This window comes from Caldibacillus sp. 210928-DFI.2.18 (assembly GCF_020554505.1).
GTDB classification, from domain to species: domain Bacteria; phylum Bacillota; class Bacilli; order Bacillales; family Caldibacillaceae; genus Caldifermentibacillus; species Caldifermentibacillus hisashii.
Window position 1 is genome coordinate 36,396 of sequence record NZ_JAJCHL010000009.1, and the last position, 24,143, is coordinate 60,538.

Sequence of the window (24,143 nt, forward strand, 5' to 3'; positions counted from 1 at the left end):
TACTCCCCTTTAATTGTATTCTTTGTAGAAGATGGGGAGATATACAAAAAACCAGTAGATACGACTCTACTGGTTTTTTCCATTTAACATTATTTTGCTGCTTGATAACGTTTTGCCACTTCATCCCAGTTAACTACGTTCCAGAAAGCTGCGATATAATCGGGACGACGGTTTTGATATTTTAAGTAATAAGCATGTTCCCAAACATCTAAACCAAGAATCGGTGTCTTTCCTTCGCTTAATGGCGTGTCTTGGTTCGGTGTGCTGGTGATTTCCAACTCACCATTGTTTACGACAAGCCAAGCCCAGCCTGAACCGAAACGACCTGTTGCAGCTTTAGTAAATTCATCTTTAAACGCAGAGAAACTTCCAAATTTAGCGTTGATGGCATCCAGAAGTGCACCTGAAGGCTCGCCGCCACCATTTGGTGAAAGAAGTTGCCAGAATAAAGAGTGGTTATAATGTCCGCCACCGTTATTACGGACAGCAGTGCGAATGTTTTCCGGAACAGCATCTAAGTTAGAAACTAATTCTTCAACCGTTTTATTTTCAAATTCTGTTCCTGCCACTGCATTATTTAAATTTGTAACATACGTATTATGATGTTTCGTATGGTGAATATTCATTGTTTCTTTGTCAATATGCGGTTCTAATGCATCATACGCATAAGGTAATTGTGGTAATTCAAATGCCATTGTTTATTCCTCCTTTGATATAGAAAAATTATGTAATTAAGCTATCATTTGGGAATGAGAGCTTGTATGTTTAGATTAGCAAAACTCGATTCCAGTTTCAAATAAAATGCCTAAAAATTTTTAGAAATGGCTATTGACAAGAAGAATTGCTAATTATTAGACAAGAATCAAGAAATATCCAACCATAGTAACCATAATTACCGATTTAACAATCGTACTTCCAACAAAACCGATAACGGAACCAAAACCAATTTTTAATGCTTCACGGAAAGATGCTCGATTGACTAGGATTTCAGCAAGGAAGGCACCTATGAACGGCCCGATAATAATGCCCAGAAACGGAATGAGAAAAGGACCGAGAATTAAACCAATGGTACTCCCCCACATTCCTACCTTTGTTCCACCATATTTTTTAACTCCGAAGATATTTGCCAAATGATCAGCGGCAAAAATCAACAGCATAAACAATAGCTGTACCGCCCAAAAAGTGAAGTTCAATGGTTCAAATGAGTAAAACAAACCATACAAAATATAGGCAAGTACCAGAAAAACTACACTTGGAATCACCGGATAAATCAAGCCGGCAAAAGCAATGATAATTGAAACAATAATAAGCAACCAAAATAAGATATCCATATATTTCCCCTCCTTAACAGTTTTGGAATCGATCACCATATTTATAATGGTATTATATCCCATGTTTTTATATCCTTCGTTTTTTCACGCCTTTTTTAAAAACAAGAACCCCTATACAAATTTAATCATGAAAAGGCATCTGAATAAAAGTGCAAAAGAAATTACTGCAGGATTTTTTATTGCACTAATATTTCATTTTGATTACAAAGAGATTACACAAAGGGTTGTTATGAACAAAATTATTCATCTCGACCCATTTATGGGATAATATAGTAATAATGAATACAGTGAACAGGAGGAAGAGAAAACAGATGGATATATTTAAGCAATTTATTAAGAGTATATATTCCCCAAAAGATATCTCGACTTTTCGCAATCAAGGGATGGGCAAAACCTTTCTTTATATATTTTTTCTTTCCGTTTTGTCTGTTCTACCTTTATTTATCAATTTTGTTCAAAACTTTAATAATATTTATGATGATGCTGTTAGGATAATAAATGAAGAGGTACCGGATTTTTCAATTCAAGACGGAAAATTGCATACCGACATAAATGAACCTGTTATTATCGAAGAATCCGGTAATTCCACTTTTATTATCGACAGCACAGGTCAAACAACGGTCGATGATGTGGAATCAAACTATGATGATACTTTAGCCTTTTTAGAATATGATGTTGTCATAAATTTAAATAATCAAACACAAACGATATCCTATCAGCAACTTGGTTTGGAGGAAATGGGTAGAACGGAAATGCAACAATTTCTCGATTTTGTTGGTTCAGTTAAATCCGTCATTTATGCTTTTTCATTCATTCTTTTTTATCTCATTCAAGTTGCCGGTCAAATAATTTCGATTACAATCCTTGCCTTAATCGGATTAATTCTCAAAAATGCCTTAAAACTCAATATCAACTACGGGCATTTATGGAAATTAAGTACTTATGCGATCACGTTGCCGACGGTCTTTTTCATGATTATGCATTTCTTCCATGCCATTGTCCCGTTTGCTTCTTTGATTAATTGGACGGTTATGATTATCATGCTTCACCTCACAATGAAGGAAATTCCAAAAACGGATATTGATTAAAGTGAAACCTCCATCTTTTTTCTTGGCCGAAAAAGGATGGAGTTTTTTATACCCAATTTCCGTATGTCACCATGTTCGGCAAAATATAATCTATGTCACGCACCCCCTTTCTATTAATTTTTTACTAGTTTTGCAAAAATATAGGAATAATGAAGAAATATAAGCATACAAATATACTAAAATCCGGTAAAGAATTGGTAGAAGGTGGGAACATGAAAAGAGTATTCGGTATTGTCGCCATCATCATTGTTGTCTATGCTATATATTTTGATATTACAACCGGTACATTACCCGGTGCAGAAAAAAAAGAATCCGTACAAGAAACTGCTTTGTCTCTCCAATATGTTGAATTAGAGGTAAAACCAGGGGACACCTTGCTGTCATTGATCGAGAGCCAGGGCGGTTACCCTGATGATGTTTCGATTGAAGAGATGATTAAGGATTTTTCAGCCTTAAATGAAGGGATTAAACCGGATGATATGCAATTTGGAGAAACATATAAAATACCTGTATATAATAAGAAAAGCGCAGAGCGCCCGCTTAGCGACGTACAAACTGGAGCACCCCGCAATGAGAACAGACTTGCTTCCTCGAATAGACACCGCACGAAGAAAATGCGAATGCATTTTCGAGGAAAAGGAAACACGGCGAGCGACGAGCCGATGTTGACTTATCGTAGTGAAGCTACTCCTAGAGTGAACTTCATGAGTAATCTTCCTTGATATACTTCATGAAGCTTTGCGACGAGCTGAACATCCGCTTCCTCGAATAGGCTATGGCGCAGGAGCACATTAAAGGGGAGCTAGTTTCTCAGTCGCTGGCGCTCGTAGCTAGACAATAAAACTAATCCCAAGTTAATTGCTTGTATTTTTATACTTTCTTATACTATCAAAAAAACTATTAATACATGGCTATTTGCATGCAGCAAGCCCCTCTCCCATCTTCTTTTTCATTAAGTTAAAACTTGGTGGGATTCCTTGACTCCGTATGAGTGGGATGAACTGTATGAGGATAATTTTTTGCAGGCAGAATGAGTAATTTTATCCCTTTTATTAGTAAGTGAACGGTAGGGAGAGAACGATTTTCCTTGCCACTTAAAATCAATTATTGTTAAAATGAAGAGGAGCAATTTCGTCCAGCATTTTGGAATTCATGATAAGGGAGAGAGTATCGTGGGTGAAATTACACATCGTACAAAAACACGTCCTGTCAAAGTCGGGAATTTAACGATTGGCGGGAATAATCTTGTATATATTCAAAGTATGACAACAACGAAAACGCATGATGTTGAAGCAACAGTTGCACAGATCCATAGATTAGAAGAAGCCGGCTGTCAAATTGTTCGTGTCGCTGTTCCCGATGAACGGGCTGCTAATGCGATTTCGGAAATAAAAAAACGAATCCATATTCCACTTGTAGCCGATATTCATTTCAACTACAAGCTTGCCCTAAAAGCAATTGAAGGCGGTGTTGATAAAGTTCGGATTAATCCGGGGAATATCGGAAAAAAAGAAAAAGTCGAAGCAGTTGTAAAAGCGGCAAAAGAACGAGGAATTCCAATCCGTATTGGTGTTAATGCCGGATCTCTTGAAAAACCAATTCTCGAAAAATACGGTTATCCGACGGCTGACGGAATGGTGGAAAGTGCACTTCATCACATAAAAATTTTAGAAGACTTGGATTTTCACGATATTATTGTATCCATGAAAGCATCTGATGTTAACTTGGCCATCGAAGCATATGAAAAAGCAGCAAGAGCATTTGATTACCCGCTTCATTTAGGTATTACTGAATCCGGAACATTATTTGCCGGAACTGTCAAAAGTGCTGCCGGGTTAGGTGCGATTTTAAGCAGAGGAATTGGCAATACGTTACGGATATCGTTAAGTGCAGATCCGGTTGAAGAAGTTAAAGTGGCAAGAGAGTTATTAAAAGCATTCGGACTCATTTCCAATGCGGCAACGCTCGTTTCCTGCCCGACATGCGGTCGAATTGAAATCGATTTGATCAGCATTGCCAATGAGGTAGAAGAATACATTCAAAAAATTAAAGCCCCGATTAAAGTATCTGTTCTCGGTTGTGCAGTTAACGGTCCCGGAGAGGCAAGAGAAGCTGATATCGGTATTGCCGGAGCTCGTGGAGAAGGTCTCTTATTCAGGAAAGGACAAATCGTTCGAAAAGTACCGGAAGAAACCATGGTGGAAGAATTGAAAAAAGAAATTGATAAACTGGCCGAAGAGTATTATCAAAAGGAAAAACAATTAGTAAAATAATGATTGCTACTGAAACCTAAGAGTGTTGAGATCATACATTCTTGGGTTTTTCTTTTATCAAGATAAGATAACGCTTCAAATGAGCACTCCCAAAAAACAAGTGGAGAGAACAAAAAATGTTCCTCCACTTGCATTGATTCATCTATTTTCATACTCCCGATATCATCAAAAAAACGGGGCTATAAATAAACCGATAACCGCTGAAATTGCTCCAATTCCAATTGACCAATTACCCAGTCCCTCAGCTCCTCGGCCTCGTGCCAGAAATCCCAAAATAATAGCCGCTCCACCGAAAAGAACAGGTGAAACGAAAAGGGACAAGATGGCAAGAGCCAAGGCAATATAGCCCAAACCTTTACCATTTTCTGTACTTTCTGTTTCATGATTGCGTTCCTGTACTCGAATCGGTTCTGCTATCTCTGCTGCGTTTTCCTCTTGATAATCATATCCGGTTAAATAATCCCGATAACCGTTGTTCACATCATGCCCGTTTTTTTCTTGGTTTCCTACACGATTTTGACCCATATCGCTAACCTCGCTTTCTTGGGAGCATTTTTATTATTTGATGTCACAACGATTTTTACCCAAACGAATAATTTACTTTCTCCCCTTATTTTTCCACTCATGATTTTGTCCTTTTGACGATTATTTCTCTGTGCAAAAATTTTTTACAAAATCGATTTCAAGTATAGAGCTAAGCTTAAGAACGAATCTATCGTTTTTTTACGTGTTTTATTTTAAAAAAAAGGACTTTTTCACCCGTTTTTTGAAACTTACTAACGCAAAAAAAAGCTAATCCTGAAATGTCATAAAAAACATGTCCAAGACTAGCTTTCCCGATTAATGGGTACACTCATTACAATAACCGTATACTTCAAATTTATGCCCGGAGATTACATAATCTTTCAATTCTTCTTTCACTTCGTCCATCGGGCAACCTTCAATTTCTTTTGTTTTACCACAACTTATACAAATAAAATGGTGATGATGCCCAATCTTGGCACAAGAAAACCGGAAATGTTTCTCACCCGATAAATCAGTTGTTTCAAGAATACCCAGTTCAGAAAATAATGATAAGTTTCGATAAATAGTATCAAAACTCAAATTTGGATAATGTACCTTCATCCCTTCCAACACATCTTTGGCGGTCATATATTTATCATGGTTCGCTAAAAATTCCAGCATATCCACCCGTTTTCCTGTATATTTATATCCTTTATCCTTTAAAATTTGAATAGCCTCAGTTACGTTCATTTCTTCCACTTCCTGTTTAAGATTTTTGGTAGCGAAATTTCTTGTAAAGAACGGTTCCCAAAAGCAAGGTAGCAGCAATGATCACGATTGTACCACCGGGAGCAATTTCAAGATAAAAACCGCTTACCAACCCACCAATCACCGATATTTCACCGAAAATAACGGAAAGAATAATGGCTTGTTTAAAACTTTTGGCAACACGGATACTTGCGGCAACCGGCAATGTCATCAATGAAGATACAAGTAAAACACCGACAATCCGCATCGAAACAGCAATAACCAAAGCCACTGTGATTACAAATAGTAAATGAATACCATTGCCAGGTATACCTATTGCTTTTGCATATTCCTCATCAAAGGATAGCAAAAACAACTCTTTGTAAAGTAAAAAAATCGTAATGAAAACCAAAACAGCTATTAAAATAATAACATATAAGTCAGTCCTTGAAACTGCACTTACACTTCCAAATAAATACCCGAATAAATCCGTATTAAAACCATCCGCCAGTGAAATAAAAATGACACCTAATCCAATACCAAATGACATCATGATGGGAATCGCCAATTCTTCGTAATGTTTATAAACCGTGCGCAGTTTTTCAATAAGTAAGGCACCGATAACCGAAAAAGCCATGCCGCCATACAATGGATTTAATAATGCGAACGGAGCGAAATATTTTCCCAACAAAAGGCTCGCTGCAATTCCCGATAATGAAACATGACTCAACGCATCGGTAATCAATGCCATCTTCCTAACGACAATAAAAACCCCGAGAAATGGAGCAATAACCCCGATTATGATGCCGGTAAGAAAGGCATTTTGTAAAAATTCATATTGAAATAAATTATCGATCATAAATTTTCCCCCAAAAAATCAAATATGCTCATGTTTTAGTACATCTACATCATGACCGTAAAAAAACTTAGTGCTTCCTTATCCAATGCTGCGAACTCATGTGAACGACCATGAAAATAAAGTGTTTTATTTAAGCAAGCAACATGGCTTACTTTGTCTGAGATGATTCCAACATCATGAGATACGATAATTAGCGTCATATTCCTTGTATGATTTAGCCTCTGTAATAATTGATAAAATTGTGCAACTCGTTTTGCATCCACACCGACTGTGGGCTCATCGAGAATAAGTAACTCAGGATTTGAAACAATCGCTCTGGCAATAAACACCCGTTGTTGTTGCCCGCCGGATAATTCTCCGATATTTCGGTCAATAAACGACTCCATCTCAACAGCCTTCAACGCTTCCATTACATGTTCCCTTGTATTTTTCGGGAAGAAATGAAACAGTCCGGTTTTTTTCGTTAATCCACTTCTTACCACTTCATAAACAGTTGCCGGAAAGCCACTGTTAAATGAATTGGCCTTTTGCGACACAAAGCCGATTTTTTCCCACTGATCAAAAGACTCCAACGGTTTTCCGTAAAGATAAATATCTCCTTGTTGTTTTTTTAACAGGCCCAAAATTAGTTTTAGCAGTGTCGATTTACCCGAACCGTTTGGACCGACGATCGCTAAAAAGTCGCCCCGCTCAACTTGCAGATTTATGTTTTCTAATACAGTGAAATGATCATAATGATAAGTTACGTTTTTTATTTCAATAATTGGTACTTCAGCCACCTTCAACCACCTTCTATAAATAAACTTTATTCTTATTAAGAATGATTACGATTTAGACTTATTAAGTATACATAAACGACCGGAAAATGTAAAGTTTTTCTTCATTTGTGTTGTTATTGAAAAAATCTATGGAACTTTTTCGATTAAGCTTCATACATTATGTTGGGAGGAGATGGAATGAAGTTTCTCGAGAATATTATTAATATGAAAATTAATGGGATTACCGGGAAAGAATTAGTGAAATACGGAAAACAATTTAATATTGATGTAAGTTTAGATCAAGCTGAACTGATCGCCAAATATTTACGAGGCAAAAACATCGATATTTTCAATGATAATGACCGTACAAAAGTCATTAAAGAAATTGCAAAAGTTTGCGGGCCACAAACAGCAAAAAAGGTAAATCAACTTTTCATTATGCTGACAAAGTAATGATCTTTTATCCCACATGAATGAGCGAGCAGTAAATTATCTGTATCGAAAGCGAATCGACAGATACTTGTTTTTATAAAACAGGTGTTCCGAGGGTTTACACTTAGTTAACCCTTAGAACACCCTTTTTTTTAAGCTTCATTAATAATCCGCTCAAGCAAATTTTCACTGAATGTTTGATTCCGGAACATTTCAATTTCATATTTGTAAGGTGGTTTTTTATTGTTTTTATCTGTTCCGACATAAGGTGTTTCTAATATTTTCGGAATATCTTCTAATTGTGGATGATGAACGATATAATTTAGTGCTTTAAATCCAATATAGCCAAATCCAATATTTTCATGTCGGTCTTTTCTTGCTCCCATCGGATTTTTACTGTCATTAATATGTAAAACTTTTATCCGATCAATACCGATAATTTTATCGAATTCATTCAATACACCGTCGAAATCCTCTTTTACATTATAGCCGGCATCACTTGTATGGCAAGTATCAAAGCAAACGGATAACCGGTCATTATTGGTTACTCCGTCAATAATTTTTGCCAATTCATCAAACGTTTTGCCAACTTCTGAACCTTTCCCTGCCATCGTTTCTAAAGCAATTTGAACAGGCGAATCATGAGTAAGGACTTCATTTAATCCTTCAATAATTTTGGCAATGCCTGCATCCTCTCCGGCTCCAACATGGGCTCCCGGATGAAGAACGATTTGTTTTGCACCAATCGCTTCTGTCCGCTCTATTTCTGATTGAAGAAAATCCACGCCTAACCGAAATGTTTGTGGTTTTGTGGTATTTCCGATATTAATAATATACGGGGCATGAACGACAATCTCATCAATGCCGTTTTCCTCCATATGCGCTCGACCTTGTTCAATATTCAATTCTTCAATTTTTTTCCGTCTTGTATTTTGCGGGGCGCCGGTATAGATCATGAAGGTTGTGGAACCATAGGATACCGCTTCCCGACTGGCAGCCAACAACATATCATTCCCGCTCATCGATACATGAGAACCGATTTTTAACATTTCTCCTCTTCCTTTCTTATTTCCCGGATAATTATATTTTTTATACGCTGATAAATTTAAGATTGATAATTCGCGTACTGTACTAAGGTAGCGATTCGAAAATAAAAAGGTTTTCATTAAACTGCCGTCACAAGTTGACTAATGACGCGGTCGCCCGAGTTTCTTTAATTGTCTTTTTTTCTCTTTTTCGAGTAACTCTTTCTGTTTCTTCTTGTAACCCGGTTTTACTTTTTTCGGTTTTTTTATCGCCCGTTTTACTTGGATATCTACTTCCTGCAGTTTTCTTTTCCGATTTTTTCGCTGATTCCGGTCGTCAATTTCTTTCAACTCTCCCGCCACTATATCCATATAAGTAAAGGTAATACCCATGTTTTCCAATTTACTAATTTTTTCGTTATCCTGCTCATCAAAAAGGATATATGAAACACCCGAGTACGCTCCCCGACCGGTCCGTCCCGAACGATGAATATAAAAATTCAAGTCCTTAGGTAACTCGTAATGAAAAACGTGGCTGACCCCTTCAATATCAATCCCCCGTGATGCCAAATCTGTCGCAACAATATACTGATACTCCAAATTACGGATTTGCGACATCATCTTTTTCCGTTCCCTTGGGGTGAGATTTCCATGAATTAAACCGACTTTCACACCGTTTTCGGCCAATAGATTAGCAAGTTCATCAGCTCTGGCTTTCGTATTTACAAAAATAATCGCTAAATACGGATGAATGATCTCCATCAAATTTTTTAGGAAATGGAATTTGTCACGGTGTCGCAAAGGAAGCAAAATATGTTCAATATTTTTCGCAGTTCTCTGTTTCGGTTCAACATGAACAAACTCAGGATTTTCCATATATTTTTTCAGAAAAGGTTTTAAGTTTTCCGGAATCGTTGCCGAGAAGACAAACATTTGTAACTGTTCAGGCATCGCTCCTGCAATCCGGTCCACATCTTCTAAAAAGCCGAGATCCAACATTAAATCAGCTTCATCGACAACCATCATAGTTGCGGTATGAACGAATAATGCCTGTTCTTTCACCAAGTCATAAATTCGCCCCGGTGTACCGATAACGATATGCGGTTGTACTTTCAATTTTTCAATTACCCGGGCTTTATCTGTCCCGCCAACAAATAATTTTGCTGTAATTTCTTCGTCTTTCGGGCAATATTTTGTTAATTTCAAGACCTCGTGATATATTTGGTGAGCCAATTCCCGGGTTGGTGCGGTAATCACGGCTTGGACCGATTGAATTGACGGATTCAGTTTTGTCAGTATCGGCAAGAGAAATGCATGTGTTTTCCCGGTTCCGGTTTGGGATTGACCAACCAAGGACAGACCTTTTAACGCTTTAGGAATCACCCGTTCTTGAATATCGGTTGGATCGTAAAAACCCATGTTTTCCAGTCCTTCATATAAAAACGGTTTTAATGAAAACCTTGTAAAATTCGTCTTTTCCATATAAAAACTCCTTAATCTGACATACTTAATTATTATCCATCTTAGTATTATACAAAAAAAAGGTAAATAACTCTACTTATGAATTTTTTTCTACACTAACGAAGCACTTTGCCTTTGCATAATGTAATAGGAGAGTAAATTGAGTGTATGAGGAGGATTCATCTATGCCACCGCGATTTCAGCAAGTACCGCCACCAAATCCTTATCGCTTTTTCACTCCTTCTCCGAGGCCAAGAGGGATGTACGGGGGTATGCCAAGAAATATTGGTAGGCCGCGACCCTTTCAGATGCAACAAGCTAGATTTGAGCAACCGAAACGAGTCGGTTTCCTTTCACGACTTTTCAAGGGAAAAAGTGGGATCGAGTCAATACCACAGCAACCTGTTAATCCATTTCTGTTTGGCAGTGGAGTAGGTTATCAAGAGCAGACCGGGATACGAAGCTTCCTAAACCCGGAATCGATATCTAATTTTTTAGGACAGACGCAACAGGTGTTACGTACAGGGCAACAAATCGGTTCAATGGTTCAACAATACGGACCATTAGTCAAAAATTTACCTGCTCTTTGGAAATTATATCGCAGCCTGCAAAACAGCAGTGACCAAGATAATGATAATGAGGAGAACACGGAAACTGACTTGGAAGATGAGATAGTTGAAAGGAATAAGGACGATTTTGAGCCTGAAGAAAACGAAAATAACGATAACGGTATTGAAGAAGAAAAAAAGATATTATTAAAAGAAGCATCGAAACAATCATTAGGAGAAAATGAAAAGATCGATAGTCAAAAAAAGATCGTCGAATCGGAACAAGCGGCAAAAAAGGCTAAGCGTAGCAAAAAGAAACAACCTTTACAATTCAAAAGTTCTGTACCTAAGCTATATATTTAATTTTTCAGGCAGATGATGGTGGATGAACAATTCATGTGTTGATAACTGATAATCACATTCACATCACTGCTTTTTTCCATATTTTTAAAGAAAACTCGGGCGTCCGGGCCTTTAGGCGAAAGTAGAGCCGTAGTCAGCGAAAATACATTTTCGCTTGCGAGGTAATGCTACCGAAGCTTCTCTAGTCACCGAAAAAATATAAAATTTTTTCGGCTGCGATGTATTCCAGTGAAGCTTTCCTTATGCACTTATACTTAATTCTTAAAATTTCCAACTACGTCGAATTCGCTTCTTTGCTGGAAATTTATACTTTCTTAACGTATAAAAAAGAACAATACTTTGAGTTATCAACACCAGTTCGTTATAATATACCTATAGTTTTTTAGTTTACGAGGAGGAACGATAAAATATGGAAGTCATTAAAGTATCCCCCCGCGGTTATTGTTACGGTGTTGTTGATGCCATGGTTATCGCTCGCAATGCCGCTTTAGATAAAAATTTACCAAGACCGATTTATATTCTTGGTATGCTTGTCCATAACGAAAATGTGACTGAAGCATTTAAAGAAGAAGGGATTATCACATTAGACGGGAAAAATCGGAAAGAAATATTGGAAAAAGTTGATCAAGGGACCGTGATTTTCACTGCTCATGGGGTTTCACCTGAAATTCGCCAACTTGCCAAAGAAAAAGGACTGGTCACCATCGATGCGACTTGCCCGGATGTTACAAAAACCCATGTTATCATTGAAGAAAAAACGAAACAGGGGTATGAGGTCATTTATATCGGTAAGAAGGGTCATCCTGAGCCGGAGGGGGCGATCGGGGTCGCACCGGGTCTGGTCCATTTAGTTTCAAACACCGGTGATATCGATCAATTGGATATAAAAAATGATAAAATCATCATTACAAATCAAACGACGATGAGCAGTTGGGATGTTAAGGATTTGATGGAATATTGTCTTAAAAAGTTTCCACAGGCGGAAATACATAATGAAATCTGCCAAGCTACCCAAGTTAGACAAGAAGCTGTCGCTAAACAAGCGGGTGATGCGGACGTATTAATTGTTGTCGGTGACCCGAAGAGCAATAATTCAAACCGGTTAGCCCAAGTTTCGGAAGAGATTGCCGGTACGAAATCTTATCGGGTAGCGGATGTTACGGAAATTGAAATTGATTGGATCAGGAACGCAAAAAGGGTTGCTGTTACTTCCGGTGCGTCTACTCCAACACCGATTACAAAAGAAGTTATTCAGTTTTTGGAACAATTTGATCCGGAAGATGAAACTACTTGGATTCGGGAAAGAAAAGTTCCGCTATCGAAAATTTTGCCAAAAGTAAAAGCTGTAAAATAGTAATGAAGGACTTCCTATCACAGGGAAGTCCTTTTTTATGCTTTTACCGATTATACTTTCTAAAGCATTCATTCCGCTCATGTATCCGTATAGTTTATTCCTGTGTTCTTGATCCTGATTATATTTTCTAAAGGGCAGGACCGACAATTCGTCTATTTAAACAACAAATGGTTCCTTTTTAATGTTTGCCCAGGTTACAAAAATAGAAATGGATCCGTATGGACAAGCGATGGAATGAAGTTTACTTGGAATTTTTTCTCCCGGCAAAGTTCCATCATTTTTTTTGCAACCCCTTGTTTCATAACCTTTTCCACATTATGACCGGGATCAATAATATGTAAACCGTCCAATTTTGCGTCGATCGCAGTATGATAATACATATCACCGGTAATAAACACATCCGCCCCTTTACGGATGGCCGTTTTATAATATTTGCCGCCATCTCCACCAAGTATAGCAACCCTTTTAATTGTGTCGGACAGATTTCCGACCACCCTGACGCCCGTTACATCCAGTGCCTCTTTTACAAAAGCAACGAATTCTTCTAAAGTTACTTCTTTTGACAAATAACCGATTCTTCCTAAGCCGTACACCTGCCCTTTCATATCAAGCGGATAGATATCGTAAGCCGGTTCTTCGTATGGATGAACTTGAAGCATAGCCTTTAGTACTTTTCTTTCAAGGTTTTGCGGAAAAATAGTTTCGATTCTCTCTTCAGCAACAGCTTCTAATTCTCCAATTGAACCAATATACGGATTGGTGTTTTCTCCCGGTAAAAAGCGACCGGTACCTTGACTTGAAAATGTACAGTGACTGTAGTTTCCGATAAATCCTGCCCCGGCATTGCCAAGTGCTTCCCGAATGTTGTCTGCCGCCTCTTGAGGGGCATAGACAACTAATTTTTTTAAAGGCATTTCATATGTAGGTACAAGTACTTCCGTTTCCAGCAAACCCAGTTTGTCTGCCAACAGGTCATTAACCCCGCCAAAGGTGACATCTAAATTGGTATGGGCAGCATAGACGGCAATATCGTGTTTCAATAATTTTGAAATAATTCTTCCATACGACTCTTCTGTCCGGATTGTTTTTAAAGGATGATAAATTAACGGGTGATGACTGATGATCAGCTGGGCGTCTTTATCAATCGCTTCATCAACAACATCTTCCACAACATCGAGCGCAACTAAAACATTTTTTACCGGCTGATTAAGCGAGCCTACCAATAAGCCTATTTTATCTCCTTCCATAGCGAGTTCTTTTGGAGCAAATTGTTCAAATAACTGGATGACTTCATGCCCGTTCGGTATTTTCATCCGGAAAAACCTCCTTATACCACTGGATATATTTTTTCAACTCTGATTTCTTCCTGATAATTGCTACATTTTCTTTTGCTTTATCAAGTTCTTCCAAGACTCGCAACCATTCATTATACTCCCGTTTCCATTTTTTATAAAAAACGTGATTTTTCTCTTTTATAAGAAACGGACCAAAAAAAACTTGCTTTTCTTTATCCTCATCATTGCAATAAGGAGCTTCACTGTCTCCTTGCTCAGCAACTAAAATTTCATAAATATGACCATCTTCTTCTAAAATTTTTTCCTTAACTAATTTCCAGTTATGATTGAGCAACCACAATCGAATCTGATCGGCTGCCAAATTCGGTTGCAAAATTAGCCGGCTAACTTTATGTAGTTTTTCCTTCCCGTTATCCAAAATGGAAGAAATCAATGCTCCGCCCATTCCGGCAATGGTTATGCAATCTACCGAATCTGTTTCCTTTAAAACCGCCAGACCATCACCTTTCCGGACATCAATGAATTGTTCAAATTGATATGCTTTTACACTTGATTTTGCCGCTAACAATGGACCATCCGCTACTTCTCCGGCAATCGCCTTTTTCACAATTTTGTTTTTCACACAATAAATTGGCAAGTAAGCATGATCAGAACCAATATCAGCCAGAATGCTGTCCTTTGGTATGTAAGTGGTTATTTCCTTAAGTCTTTCAGATAATTTTATCATAAAACAAAACTCACCAAACTTTCCATTCTTTCCACTATCTATTAAATTACAGGAAAACAAAAAGTTTTTCAATCAAAGAAAAGGACTCCCCACTGTCACTTTCCTAAATGAATCAAGTGAATGTTCCACTGTTCATCAGTTAAGTGACTTTATTTGGAAGCCCTTTTCTTATACTATTCAAGTGACATAAGCCAATCGGCCATGGCATCGAGACTTTCGGCTGGAACTAACCCTTTCGGCATTGCCCCCCGACCATTTTGCAAAACTTCTTTAATTTCATCTTTTGATAAACGCTCGTCAACACCCTTCAACTCAGGACCCATTGCACCTTCATAATTTTGGCCATGGCAAGTAAAACATGATTTTTGATAAATTTCTTCCGGTGTTGCGGCTTGGGCGACATTCCCCTTTTCAGAATCTTTTCCCTCTGCTTCTTTACTGTCATTCACCCCAATAATTGAAAGTGCTACCATAAGCCCGATACCTAAAACCATGATTAATAGATAAGGAAATATTGCATTGCGTTTCATCCTTTTCTCCCCTTTGCCCAAATACTCATGATAACATTTGCAAACTATTCTTATTTTACTTGAAAAAGCTGTAAAGGGGAAGTGGTTAATACGAAAGAGCTGTAGTTTTCACAATTTGGACAAAATTTAACTGTTTTCACTACTTGACAAAATGAAAGGAAACTCTATCACCTTTAAATCATCATGGACAAAAAAATTTACAATAGCCATTTGCAAATTCATTTCATTTTTTATAAAATAGATGTCAAATAGTGTGAAAGCGAATACGAAATGAAAATTCATTCGTTTGGCGAGATTTTCGGCGATTCGTGCTGTGTCGCTCATCTGTAGATCATGGCTTTTTCGGTGTATAACACTTATGTGCCAAAAAACTTTTAAGAACACTTAACTTATTATCTGGTCTTATATTTACTTTTAAAAATTTAAGAACGTTTTACCTTTTTATCTGGCCTATATTAACGTACAAAAACATTAAGGACACTTAAGCCCAACTATCTGGCCTGTATTTTCTTACAACAAATTTTTAAGGACGTTTTACCTTATTATCCGGTCTCCATTTACGTACAAAAAAATTGGTTTGCCTTTCTTAGACAAACCAATCAAAGGTAATTTTATTCCAGGAAATCTTTTAATCGTTTACTACGGCTTGGATGTCGCAATTTACGTAAAGCTTTCGCCTCAATTTGGCGAATCCGTTCACGGGTGACACCAAAGACTTTGCCGACTTCTTCTAAAGTACGTGTACGTCCATCGTCAAGACCAAAACGGAGACGTAATACATTTTCTTCACGATCTGTTAATGTATCTAAGACGTCTTCCAATTGTTCTTTTAACATTTCGTAGGCTGCATGGTCAGAAGGAGATGTCGCCTCCTGATCTTCAATAAAGTCGCCTAAATGGGAATCGTCTTCTTCACCGATTGGAGTTTCTAAAGATACAGGTTCTTGAGCAATCTTTAAGATTTCCCTTACTTTTTCAGGCGTTAAATCCATTTCTTCAGCTATTTCTTCCGGTGTTGGTTCCCGGCCTAAATCTTGCAATAATTGCCGTTGGACACGAATTAATTTATTTATTGTTTCAACCATATGAACCGGAATACGAATGGTTCGCGCTTGGTCTGCAATGGCTCTGGTAATCGCTTGACGTATCCACCACGTTGCATACGTGCTAAATTTAAATCCTTTTGTATAATCAAATTTTTCAACAGCCTTGATTAAGCCCATATTCCCTTCTTGGATTAAGTCAAGGAAAAGCATTCCACGGCCTACATAACGTTTGGCAATACTTACAACAAGTCGTAAATTTGCCTCAGCGAGCCTTCTTTTTGCCTCCTCATCTCCTTGGGCAATCCTTTCAGCTAGTTCGATTTCTTCTTCAGGGGTTAATAGATCAACACGACCGATTTCCTTCAAGTACATTCGAACAGGATCATTAATTTTGACACCGGGAGGAACACTCAAATCATTTAAATCAAATTCCTCTTCATTTTCCAGATCCTCTTCATCCGGTTGTTCGATATCTTCTTCATGATCTTCTATTAATTGAATGCCCTGTTCAGACAATTGATCGAAAAACTCATCCATATGTTCTGCATCTAACTCAAATTGAGCTAAATTTTGAGCGATTGTATCGTAAGAGAGACTACCTCTTTTTTTACCTAACTCAATTAATTGGTCTTTCACTTGATCGATTGTGAGTTCAGAATCTTCATTGGAACGTGCTGACTTCTCAGTCATATGTTCCCCTCCTTCCAACAATTAAAGCGATTTTCTTAATTGAATGATTTCATTAGCAATTTCTGCAGCTCTTTTTACATCATGTTGACGTTCTGCCTCGATGCTTTCTCTTTCTTTCTCTTTTATTTTTAACCATTTATGTTGATTAACTACATGCTTGATATAATCTTGAAATTCTCTATCGGTTACTTCTTCAGCTATAGAGATCATCCCAATCTCTGCAACAAGTTTCTTTAAATGTTGATCATTAAGGAAATTTAAAAATTGAGTTAAATCAGGCTCATTCCCTTCCTCATAAAATCCATATAAATATGTGACAATCGCTTGATGATCATCCAAATTAAACGGGATGTCTTGCAAGGCTTTTTGCACACGCTGTGTAAATGTGACACTTTTTAACATATGAGCAATTAATATTCGTTCCGCATTTTCGAAAGCTTTTCGCGCAGGCTTTTGAGACATGCTGGAAACGGGGACTCGATTTTGTTGTTCTTGTTTTTTCAACCCTTTTTTATGCATATAGTATAGCTGTCTTTCTTGCTGTTTCAATGCATCTAACGATAGAGAAAATTCATCTGCTAATTGACGTAAATAAACATCCCTTTCTATGGCATTATCCATCGTTGCTATATCTCCTAATACTTGTTCGATATAAGCAAGGCGATCTCCTTCATTTTTGAGATTTTTTCCTGTTTGGTAATACTTCATTTTAAATGCCATAAAGGTTAAACTTGTCCCAATTACTTTATTAATAAATGCGTCGGAACCATGTGTACGAATATACTCATCAGGATCTTTTGCCTCCGGTATCATTGCTACTTGAACGGTACAACCCGCCTTCTGGAGTAGTTCACCTGCTTTCAACGTTGCGCTTTGACCTGCCGAATCAGAATCAAAACATAAAATGACGCGTTCGGCATTTCGTTTAATCATATGAACATGTTCTTCCGTCAAAGCGGTTCCCATCGCCCCGATTCCATTATCAACTCCGGCTCCATATGCAGCAATACAATCAGCAAAGCCTTCAAAAATGACCAATGATTGTTTTTTTCGTATGGATGATCGGGCTTGATAGAAATTGTATAATGTCTTTCCCTTGTGAAAAATAGGCGTTTCCGGGCTGTTTAAATATTTCGGCTCACCTTTATGCATTACACGACCGGAAAATGCAACCGTATTTCCTTTCATATCAAAGATGGGGAAAATAATTCTTCCCCGAAATCGGTCAAAATATTGATGGTTGGACTCACTTTTAATAATAAGTCCGGCCTTTTCAAGAAGTTCTTCTGAAAATCCCCGTGATTTTAAAAATTTTAGGCTTGTATCCCATTCATTTAAACAATAGCCAATTTGAAAATGATCAATCATCTCGCGGGTAAAGTTCCGTCTAGTCAAATATTCCAATGCTTCCTGACCCTTGTTGGTATTTACCAATAAATGATGATAAAATTGTCTTAATAACTCATGGGCTTCGATCATTTTATCATAGGTATTGGTGCCCGGTGTTTTACTTTGGGATACATTTATATGTAAAGGAATATTTGCCATCCCGGCTAATTTGATTGCTGCTTCTTGAAAAGAGAGGCCTTCTATATCCATCAAGAAAGAAAAAACATTTCCTCCCGCACCGCAACCGAAACAATGATATATTTGCTTATCAGGTGATACGGAAAAAGAAGGAGATTTTTCATTGTGAAACGGACAAAGCCCGAAGTAATTGCGGCCCTGTTTTTTTAAATGAACAAAATTACTGATGACTTCCACTATATCAACAGATTGGCTAATTTGTTTCACTATTTCATTTGGAATACGTTCTGCCATGAGAACATCTCCACCCATTATAAGTATTCGATTCATTTTTTATTAATCCTGCAAAAATCGACAAAAATCTTATTTCGATTTTTACGTTTACAACATTAAAATTTAATATGAGCATTCAAATTCCCATTTTTTTATAAAAATTATGCTCAAAGTACAATATTTTGTTTTTCTATATTTAAGCATGTTTCGCGTAAAATTCCCTCTAAATCCTTGTCGGGAGCTAACCAGTATATAGCCTATATTTAGAAATTCTACATTCCTCCACAAATTCCTTCTTAAAAAGACAAATTTCATAGGAATGACATAATTTCCTTTTTATGATTGAAAAATTCGTGTCGAAAAATTTTTAAACGATTTTCTTGACTTTCATCACTACTAAGTTTATTCTTAAAACCCAAAGTCTAAACCTCTATTCGCAAATTTTCCGTACAATTTTTTATTATAGTATAAATAAATATTTTTTTCCATTCCATTATTTGTGATTTTGACCAAAGACTGGTTTTTATTCAAAGTTTAAGAAATCAGCTTAAGCAAAAAAAAAATAGAGGTGTCCCACTTTTGTCACTGATGGATTTATCAATGAGTGGGGACTACCCCGTTCCTTACTTATTACCTATATTTTTTTTATAATAATTGACAATCAAATTCGCCGTTTCTTCAACCGCTTTATTCGTTACATCAACCAGATAACAACCGATTCGATCGGCAATCTTTTCAAAATAAGCTAATTCCTCCTTAATCCTTTCCATTCTCGCATAATTCGCCCTTTCATCTAACCCTAAAGCAATAAGTCTTTCTTTTCGTATATAGTTTAATTGGTCGGGACTAATTTTTAAACCGATGCATTTTCTCTTGTCAATTTCGAAGAGCTCTTCCGGTGGTTCTACCTCGGGAACAATTGGAACATTAGCCACTTTGAATCGCTTTAAGGCAAGAAATTGGGACAATGGTGTTTTCGATGTTCTGGAAACGCCGATCAATACAATATCTGCTTTTAAGATTCCGTTTGGGTCTTTTCCATCATCGTACTTTACCGCAAATTCGATTGCTTCGATCTTTTTAAAGTAATCTTCATCTAATTTTCTGACAAGGCCAGGTTCGTATTTTGGCGTGACTCCTGACATTTTTTCAAATTTATCAATTAAAGGTCCTAAAACATCAAAGGCAAAAATATTTTCACTTTTCGCATGTTGTGATAAATATTTGCGCATTTCCGGTTTCACCAATGTAAAAACAATAATGCCTTGATTTAATTTAGCAAGCGATATCACCTCATCAATGGTGGTAAAGTCCTCAACATAAGGAATTCTTTGCAAATCTACGCCCGCCCCGTTGAATTGGCTGATCGCTGCTTTCGTTACGAGTTCAACCGTCTCTCCTACTGAATCCGATACTACATATATCGGAGGTCTCGTCATTTGAGTATCATCTCCTTAATTAATCCTCATTAAAAAGGGAAACAAATGCTTTTGTGATATTGGATTTTGTAATTCTTCCAACTACTTCATAACCATTGTCCCGCTCTCTTACAATTGGTATCGCATCAATTTGTTTTTCAATTAATTTTTCTGCAACATGGATAAGTAAATCATCACCCTTACACATCGTAATATTCGGCATGCGCGTCATAATTATATGTACAGGAACCGTGTTTAAATCTTGTTTGCCGATGCTTGCTCGTAAACAGTCTTTTCTTGATAAGGCACCAACTAACAAATTATCATTATCAACAACAAATAGCGTGCCTACGTCTTCTAGAAACATCGTTACGATTGCGTCATAGACGGTCACATTTTCATTAACTACAACCGGGATCGATTTGAAATCATTTACCTTTATTTTTTTTATGCTTTCTGACAGTAATTGTGTACTGCTTTTGCCGGTATAAAAATAGCCGACACGCGGCCTTGCATCCAAAAATCCGGCCATGGTCAGGATGGCTAAATCCGGACGCAAGGTTGCACGTGTTAAGTTCAATTTATCTGCAATATGTTCACCTGTTATCGGACCATTTTCTTTAACAATTTCAATAATTTTTTCTTGCCGTTTACTTAGTTCTATTTTACTCACCACCCGACTAAGCCAAAAATAACATATGATTCTCTAGTTAATTATATACTATTTTCCAAAACAGACAAATTAGACATATCTATTTTAAGAAAGTTTACCAATTATATATCGTAATTATTATTTTACAATAATCATTGAAAATTGGGCGAATCCACCAATTAGATTTGAAAGACTTTTTAACAAGGACAATCGATTGTTGCGAATTTGTTCTGCATCGACCATAACCATTGTTTGATCAAAAAACTGATTGATTGGATCTTTTAAACGAACTAGCAGTTGATAATATTGTTCCGGATCTGTTTCATACAATTGGCTTTTCGTTTGTTGATAGGCTTCATACAATTGACTTTCCGTCTCATTTTCAAACAGTCCCGGGTCAATTTCGATCGCTTCCTCAAATTTTTTTGTAATATTAATTACCCGACTGAGCGCTTCAACATTTTCTTTAAAACCGGCTTCCTCTTTTTTTCGATCAAGGATGGCGGCTTTTTCAATAAGTGATTTTACATCTCGAATCGGTGCTTCAAGAACCGCATCAACAATATCATAACGAATTCCTTTTTCTGCCAACAAATGTTTAAACCGTAGTTGGAAGAAAGAAAACATATCCGCAAAAACTTCTTGTTCATTCCGTTTTGAAAATTTGACTGTTTGTTTAATACTTTCTTTTAATAAAGCAGTGAAGTCAATGTTCCAACCTTTATTAGCCAAAATTTGGACAACACCCGTCGCTTGTCTTCTTAAACTATACGGATCTTGAGAACCGCTTGGAATTAACCCGATGGAAAAGATGGAAGCAATCGTATCCAATTTATCGGCAATACTGACGACAGCACCCGCTTCTGTTTCAGGAAGTTCGCCGTCTGCATTTTTTGGCATATAGTGCTCATTAATCGCTTTGGCAACTAATGGATTTTCACCATGAATCACAGCGTATTTTTCTCCCATAATCCCCTGAAGTTCCGGGAATTCATCCACCATTTGCGTCACAAGGTCAAATTTACAAATTTCCGCTGCACGCAATGTATGTTCTTGCATCTCCTTACTGACAGGTAGTTGTTGCAAAATATATTGTGATAAAGATTTGATCCGCTGTAATTTTTCTTTGTATGTTCCGATTTGATCATGATAAACGACCTTTTCCAATTTATTAATCGCATCATTAATCGAAAATTTTTGATCTTCTTCATAAAAGAAAACAGCATCTTGAAGCCTGGCACGAATCACCTTTTCATTCCCTCTCCGTACGTTGTCAAGATGATTGGCGTCTCCATTTCGAACTGTAATAAAATAATTTAATAAACGGCCGCTTTCATCTTTTACCGGGAAGTACCGCTGATGCTCTTTCATCGTAGTAATTAATACTTCTTCCGGTAATTGCAAATATTCCTTTTCAAAAGAACCAAATAACACAGTAGGATATTCAACAAGGTTGCTAACTTCATCTAATAAATCGGGATCGATTGGGACATGCCAATTCTTTTCACTTTCTAACTGATGAATATGTTCTAGAATCACCGCTTTCCTTTCTTCGTAATCGACCATCACATGTTGGGCGAGCAATGCTGTTTTATATTCTTTCGGTTCACGGATAACGATGTCCTGACCGAGGAAACGATGTCCATATGTTTTGTTGCTTGCTTTCACATTTGTAATTTCGATTGGGAGTATTTGACTGCCGTATAAAGCAATAATCCAGCGAATCGGTCGAATATAGCGAAGATCAAAATCTGCCCATCTCATGTTTTTTGGAAATGATAAACCGGTAATCACTTCTTTTAAGTTTATCAATACATCCATCGTATTGCGACCTTGAATATGTTTAGCAACATGGACATATTCAGTACCGTCGATTTCTTTAAAATAAATATCATCCACGGTTTTCCCTTGCCCTCTAGTAAAACCTGCAGCAGCCTTTGTCCAATTGCCGTTTTCATCAAGAGCGATTTTTTTCGCAGGTCCTTTCACTTCTTCATGTAAGTCATCTTGCTTTTCATTGACTTCTTCCACGAGAACAGCAAGTCTTCTTGGTGTTGAATAAACATGGATCTTTCCAAAACCGATATGTTGTTCCGTTAGTAGTTCTCGCACCCGATCCGCAAGTTGATTGGCGGCATCTAATACAAACCGGGCAGGTATCTCTTCAAGACCGATTTCCAGTAATAAATCCGATTTATTCATGTTCATTCCCCTTTCCGTTTTTCAAAATTGGGAACCCTAGTTTTTCACGTTCTTCATAAAATGTTTGTGCCACTTTTCTGGCTAAATTTCGGCAACGAGCAATATAACCGGTCCGTTCTGTTACGGAAATGGCCCCTTTTGCATCAAGGAGGTTAAATGTATGTGAACATTTTAAAACATAGTCGTATGCCGGATGGACGAGTCCCTCATCCATTTGACGAATCGCTTCTTTTTCATAGATATTGAACAAATGGAAAAGCATATCGACATCGGATGTTTCAAATGCATATTTAGAATGCTCATATTCCGGCTGTCCGAAAATATCGCGTACGGTAAAACCTTCCGTCCATTCGAGATCAAAAACATTTTCTTTGTCTTGAATATAGGAAGCCAATCGTTCAATGCCATAAGTAATTTCCACGGAGACCGGTTTACATTCCAAACCGCCCACTTGTTGGAAATACGTAAATTGCGTAATTTCCATCCCGTCAAGCCAAACTTCCCAACCGAGTCCCGCACAACCCAATGATGGATTTTCCCAGTTATCTTCTACAAAGCGGATATCATGTTCCAATGGATCAATCCCTAAAGCACGTAGAGAGTCTAAGTAAATTTCCTGGATATGTTCCGGGGATGGTTTCATAATGACTTGGAACTGATGATGTTGATATAAACGATTTGGGTTTTCCCCATATCTGCCGTCTGCCGGTCTTCTTGACGGTTCAACATAAGCCACTAGCCAAGGTTCAGGTCCGATTGCCCGTAAAAACGTATAGGGACTCATCGTTCCGGCTCCCTTTTCCACATCATACGCATTCATTAAAATACATCCTTGATCCGCCCAATGCTTTTGCAAGGTTAAAATCATATTTTGGATATTCATGTGTACACCTCTTTTTTAATAATGATGATTCTTTTTATTATTGTTGCAAAATATGACATTTGACATCTTTTTACCTATTCCTGCTAAACTTGGCTTTCAGGCTAAGAAAAGCGCAGAGCGCCCGCTTAGCGACGTACAAACTGGAGCGCCCCGCAAT

The 24,143-nt window shown here is 37.4% G+C and carries 22 protein-coding genes and 1 pseudogene; 6 read left to right on the forward strand and 17 right to left on the reverse strand.

The window, feature by feature from the left end:
- Positions 1-89: 89 nt before the first annotated feature.
- Together sodA and LIZ98_RS03830 are read right to left on the reverse strand one after the other, a co-directional pair.
- A complete protein-coding gene (gene sodA / locus LIZ98_RS03825; protein ID WP_034771067.1) occupies positions 90-695 on the reverse strand; it encodes a superoxide dismutase SodA in 606 nt (201 codons plus the stop codon).
- A 156-nt stretch (positions 696-851) separates the two neighbouring features.
- The gene (locus tag LIZ98_RS03830; RefSeq protein WP_227138796.1) at positions 852-1,331 is read right to left on the reverse strand and encodes a DUF456 domain-containing protein; all 480 of its coding nucleotides are present in this window, start codon (positions 1,329-1,331) and stop codon (positions 852-854) included.
- Positions 1,332-1,642: 311 nt separating this feature from the next.
- Between LIZ98_RS03830 and LIZ98_RS03835 the strand changes: the two genes are divergently transcribed.
- From LIZ98_RS03835 to ispG, 3 genes are all read left to right on the forward strand, one after another.
- Positions 1,643-2,419 (forward strand): DUF1189 domain-containing protein, encoded by a 777-nt coding sequence (locus LIZ98_RS03835; protein ID WP_227138797.1) that lies wholly within the window; start codon positions 1,643-1,645, stop codon positions 2,417-2,419.
- Positions 2,420-2,631: 212 nt separating this feature from the next.
- Complete coding sequence (locus LIZ98_RS03840) at positions 2,632-3,141, forward strand: hypothetical protein (protein ID WP_227138798.1); 510 nt, start codon at positions 2,632-2,634, stop codon at positions 3,139-3,141.
- 459 nt (positions 3,142-3,600) lie between these two features.
- Positions 3,601-4,692, forward strand: a complete 1,092-nt coding sequence (ispG, locus tag LIZ98_RS03845) for a flavodoxin-dependent (E)-4-hydroxy-3-methylbut-2-enyl-diphosphate synthase (protein WP_176458883.1) — start codon at positions 3,601-3,603, stop codon at positions 4,690-4,692.
- 165 nt (positions 4,693-4,857) lie between these two features.
- On the opposite strand, the gene LIZ98_RS03850 is transcribed toward ispG, so the two are convergent.
- The 4 genes and pseudogenes from LIZ98_RS03850 to LIZ98_RS03865 all read right to left on the reverse strand — a co-directional run bounded on the left by LIZ98_RS03850 (position 4,858) and on the right by LIZ98_RS03865 (position 7,587).
- Entirely contained in the window at positions 4,858-5,217 is a 360-nt protein-coding gene (locus LIZ98_RS03850; RefSeq protein WP_041847528.1) for a hypothetical protein, read from the reverse strand.
- Positions 5,218-5,532: 315 nt separating this feature from the next.
- Positions 5,533-5,946 (reverse strand): Fur family transcriptional regulator, encoded by a 414-nt coding sequence (locus LIZ98_RS03855; protein WP_034771079.1) that lies wholly within the window; start codon positions 5,944-5,946, stop codon positions 5,533-5,535.
- A gap of 16 nt (positions 5,947-5,962) precedes the next feature.
- Positions 5,963-6,802, reverse strand: a complete 840-nt coding sequence (locus LIZ98_RS03860; RefSeq protein ID WP_227138799.1) for a metal ABC transporter permease — start codon at positions 6,800-6,802, stop codon at positions 5,963-5,965.
- A gap of 18 nt (positions 6,803-6,820) precedes the next feature.
- Positions 6,821-7,587 (reverse strand): annotated as a pseudogene (locus tag LIZ98_RS03865) (metal ABC transporter ATP-binding protein).
- 171 nt (positions 7,588-7,758) lie between these two features.
- Here LIZ98_RS03865 and LIZ98_RS03870 point away from each other — a divergent pair.
- On the forward strand, positions 7,759-8,013 hold the full coding sequence (locus tag LIZ98_RS03870; RefSeq protein WP_034771084.1) for a DUF2624 domain-containing protein: 255 nt from the start codon (positions 7,759-7,761) through the stop codon (positions 8,011-8,013).
- Positions 8,014-8,144: 131 nt separating this feature from the next.
- Here LIZ98_RS03870 and LIZ98_RS03875 read toward each other — a convergent pair whose 3' ends face one another.
- Together LIZ98_RS03875 and LIZ98_RS03880 are read right to left on the reverse strand one after the other, a co-directional pair.
- Entirely contained in the window at positions 8,145-9,041 is an 897-nt protein-coding gene (locus LIZ98_RS03875) for a deoxyribonuclease IV (protein WP_034771086.1), read from the reverse strand.
- 138 nt (positions 9,042-9,179) lie between these two features.
- Positions 9,180-10,499 (reverse strand): DEAD/DEAH box helicase, encoded by a 1,320-nt coding sequence (locus LIZ98_RS03880; protein WP_227090863.1) that lies wholly within the window; start codon positions 10,497-10,499, stop codon positions 9,180-9,182.
- A 164-nt stretch (positions 10,500-10,663) separates the two neighbouring features.
- On the opposite strand from LIZ98_RS03880, the gene vrrA reads away from it, so the two are divergent.
- Both vrrA and LIZ98_RS03890 read left to right on the forward strand, forming a co-directional pair.
- Entirely contained in the window at positions 10,664-11,389 is a 726-nt protein-coding gene (gene vrrA, locus LIZ98_RS03885) for a VrrA/YqfQ family protein (RefSeq protein ID WP_095141296.1), read from the forward strand.
- A gap of 409 nt (positions 11,390-11,798) precedes the next feature.
- A complete protein-coding gene (locus LIZ98_RS03890) occupies positions 11,799-12,743 on the forward strand; it encodes a 4-hydroxy-3-methylbut-2-enyl diphosphate reductase (protein ID WP_227090860.1) in 945 nt (314 codons plus the stop codon).
- 194 nt (positions 12,744-12,937) lie between these two features.
- Here LIZ98_RS03890 and LIZ98_RS03895 read toward each other — a convergent pair whose 3' ends face one another.
- The 9 genes from LIZ98_RS03895 to glyQ form a co-directional block, all read right to left on the reverse strand.
- Positions 12,938-14,056: a Nif3-like dinuclear metal center hexameric protein gene (locus tag LIZ98_RS03895; protein WP_227140088.1), complete on the reverse strand. Its 1,119-nt coding sequence runs from the start codon at positions 14,054-14,056 to the stop codon at positions 12,938-12,940.
- Complete coding sequence (locus LIZ98_RS03900; protein ID WP_227140087.1) at positions 14,034-14,765, reverse strand: tRNA (adenine(22)-N(1))-methyltransferase; 732 nt, start codon at positions 14,763-14,765, stop codon at positions 14,034-14,036. The genes LIZ98_RS03895 and LIZ98_RS03900 overlap by 23 nt, the downstream gene beginning before the upstream one ends.
- A 173-nt stretch (positions 14,766-14,938) precedes the next feature.
- The gene (gene cccA, locus LIZ98_RS03905) at positions 14,939-15,295 is read right to left on the reverse strand and encodes a cytochrome c550 (protein ID WP_034771099.1); all 357 of its coding nucleotides are present in this window, start codon (positions 15,293-15,295) and stop codon (positions 14,939-14,941) included.
- A gap of 611 nt (positions 15,296-15,906) precedes the next feature.
- Positions 15,907-17,031: an RNA polymerase sigma factor RpoD gene (gene rpoD, locus LIZ98_RS03910; protein WP_227140086.1), complete on the reverse strand. Its 1,125-nt coding sequence runs from the start codon at positions 17,029-17,031 to the stop codon at positions 15,907-15,909.
- A gap of 21 nt (positions 17,032-17,052) precedes the next feature.
- Positions 17,053-18,852: a DNA primase gene (dnaG, locus tag LIZ98_RS03915; protein ID WP_227140085.1), complete on the reverse strand. Its 1,800-nt coding sequence runs from the start codon at positions 18,850-18,852 to the stop codon at positions 17,053-17,055.
- A 602-nt stretch (positions 18,853-19,454) separates the two neighbouring features.
- The gene (locus LIZ98_RS03920; protein WP_041846255.1) at positions 19,455-20,270 is read right to left on the reverse strand and encodes a pyruvate, water dikinase regulatory protein; all 816 of its coding nucleotides are present in this window, start codon (positions 20,268-20,270) and stop codon (positions 19,455-19,457) included.
- 19 nt (positions 20,271-20,289) lie between these two features.
- A complete protein-coding gene (gene ccpN, locus LIZ98_RS03925; protein WP_034771115.1) occupies positions 20,290-20,925 on the reverse strand; it encodes a transcriptional regulator CcpN in 636 nt (211 codons plus the stop codon).
- 114 nt (positions 20,926-21,039) lie between these two features.
- The gene (gene glyS / locus LIZ98_RS03930) at positions 21,040-23,103 is read right to left on the reverse strand and encodes a glycine--tRNA ligase subunit beta (RefSeq protein ID WP_227140084.1); all 2,064 of its coding nucleotides are present in this window, start codon (positions 23,101-23,103) and stop codon (positions 21,040-21,042) included.
- Positions 23,096-23,986 (reverse strand): glycine--tRNA ligase subunit alpha, encoded by an 891-nt coding sequence (gene glyQ, locus LIZ98_RS03935; RefSeq protein WP_227140083.1) that lies wholly within the window; start codon positions 23,984-23,986, stop codon positions 23,096-23,098. Before glyQ ends, glyS begins: the two co-directional genes overlap by 8 nt.
- Positions 23,987-24,143 lie beyond the last annotated feature (157 nt).

Excerpts from the sequence above, each read along its gene's own strand:
- sodA (WP_034771067.1), bottom strand. The coding sequence starts at position 695 with ATGGCATTTGAATTACCACAATTACCTTATGCGTATGATGCATTAGAA.
- LIZ98_RS03830 (WP_227138796.1), bottom strand. The coding sequence starts at position 1,331 with ATGGATATCTTATTTTGGTTGCTTATTATTGTTTCAATTATCATTGCT.
- LIZ98_RS03835 (WP_227138797.1), top strand. The coding sequence starts at position 1,643 with ATGGATATATTTAAGCAATTTATTAAGAGTATATATTCCCCAAAAGAT.
- LIZ98_RS03840 (WP_227138798.1), top strand. The coding sequence starts at position 2,632 with ATGAAAAGAGTATTCGGTATTGTCGCCATCATCATTGTTGTCTATGCT.
- LIZ98_RS03850 (WP_041847528.1), bottom strand. The coding sequence starts at position 5,217 with ATGGGTCAAAATCGTGTAGGAAACCAAGAAAAAAACGGGCATGATGTG.
- LIZ98_RS03855 (WP_034771079.1), bottom strand. The coding sequence starts at position 5,946 with ATGAACGTAACTGAGGCTATTCAAATTTTAAAGGATAAAGGATATAAA.
- LIZ98_RS03860 (WP_227138799.1), bottom strand. The coding sequence starts at position 6,802 with ATGATCGATAATTTATTTCAATATGAATTTTTACAAAATGCCTTTCTT.
- LIZ98_RS03870 (WP_034771084.1), top strand. The coding sequence starts at position 7,759 with ATGAAGTTTCTCGAGAATATTATTAATATGAAAATTAATGGGATTACC.
- LIZ98_RS03875 (WP_034771086.1), bottom strand. The coding sequence starts at position 9,041 with ATGTTAAAAATCGGTTCTCATGTATCGATGAGCGGGAATGATATGTTG.
- LIZ98_RS03880 (WP_227090863.1), bottom strand. The coding sequence starts at position 10,499 with ATGGAAAAGACGAATTTTACAAGGTTTTCATTAAAACCGTTTTTATAT.
- vrrA (WP_095141296.1), top strand. The coding sequence starts at position 10,664 with ATGCCACCGCGATTTCAGCAAGTACCGCCACCAAATCCTTATCGCTTT.
- LIZ98_RS03890 (WP_227090860.1), top strand. The coding sequence starts at position 11,799 with ATGGAAGTCATTAAAGTATCCCCCCGCGGTTATTGTTACGGTGTTGTT.
- LIZ98_RS03895 (WP_227140088.1), bottom strand. The coding sequence starts at position 14,056 with ATGAAAATACCGAACGGGCATGAAGTCATCCAGTTATTTGAACAATTT.
- LIZ98_RS03900 (WP_227140087.1), bottom strand. The coding sequence starts at position 14,765 with ATGATAAAATTATCTGAAAGACTTAAGGAAATAACCACTTACATACCA.
- cccA (WP_034771099.1), bottom strand. The coding sequence starts at position 15,295 with ATGAAACGCAATGCAATATTTCCTTATCTATTAATCATGGTTTTAGGT.
- rpoD (WP_227140086.1), bottom strand. The coding sequence starts at position 17,031 with ATGACTGAGAAGTCAGCACGTTCCAATGAAGATTCTGAACTCACAATC.
- dnaG (WP_227140085.1), bottom strand. The coding sequence starts at position 18,852 with ATGGCAGAACGTATTCCAAATGAAATAGTGAAACAAATTAGCCAATCT.
- LIZ98_RS03920 (WP_041846255.1), bottom strand. The coding sequence starts at position 20,270 with ATGACGAGACCTCCGATATATGTAGTATCGGATTCAGTAGGAGAGACG.
- glyS (WP_227140084.1), bottom strand. The coding sequence starts at position 23,103 with ATGAATAAATCGGATTTATTACTGGAAATCGGTCTTGAAGAGATACCT.
- glyQ (WP_227140083.1), bottom strand. The coding sequence starts at position 23,986 with ATGAATATCCAAAATATGATTTTAACCTTGCAAAAGCATTGGGCGGAT.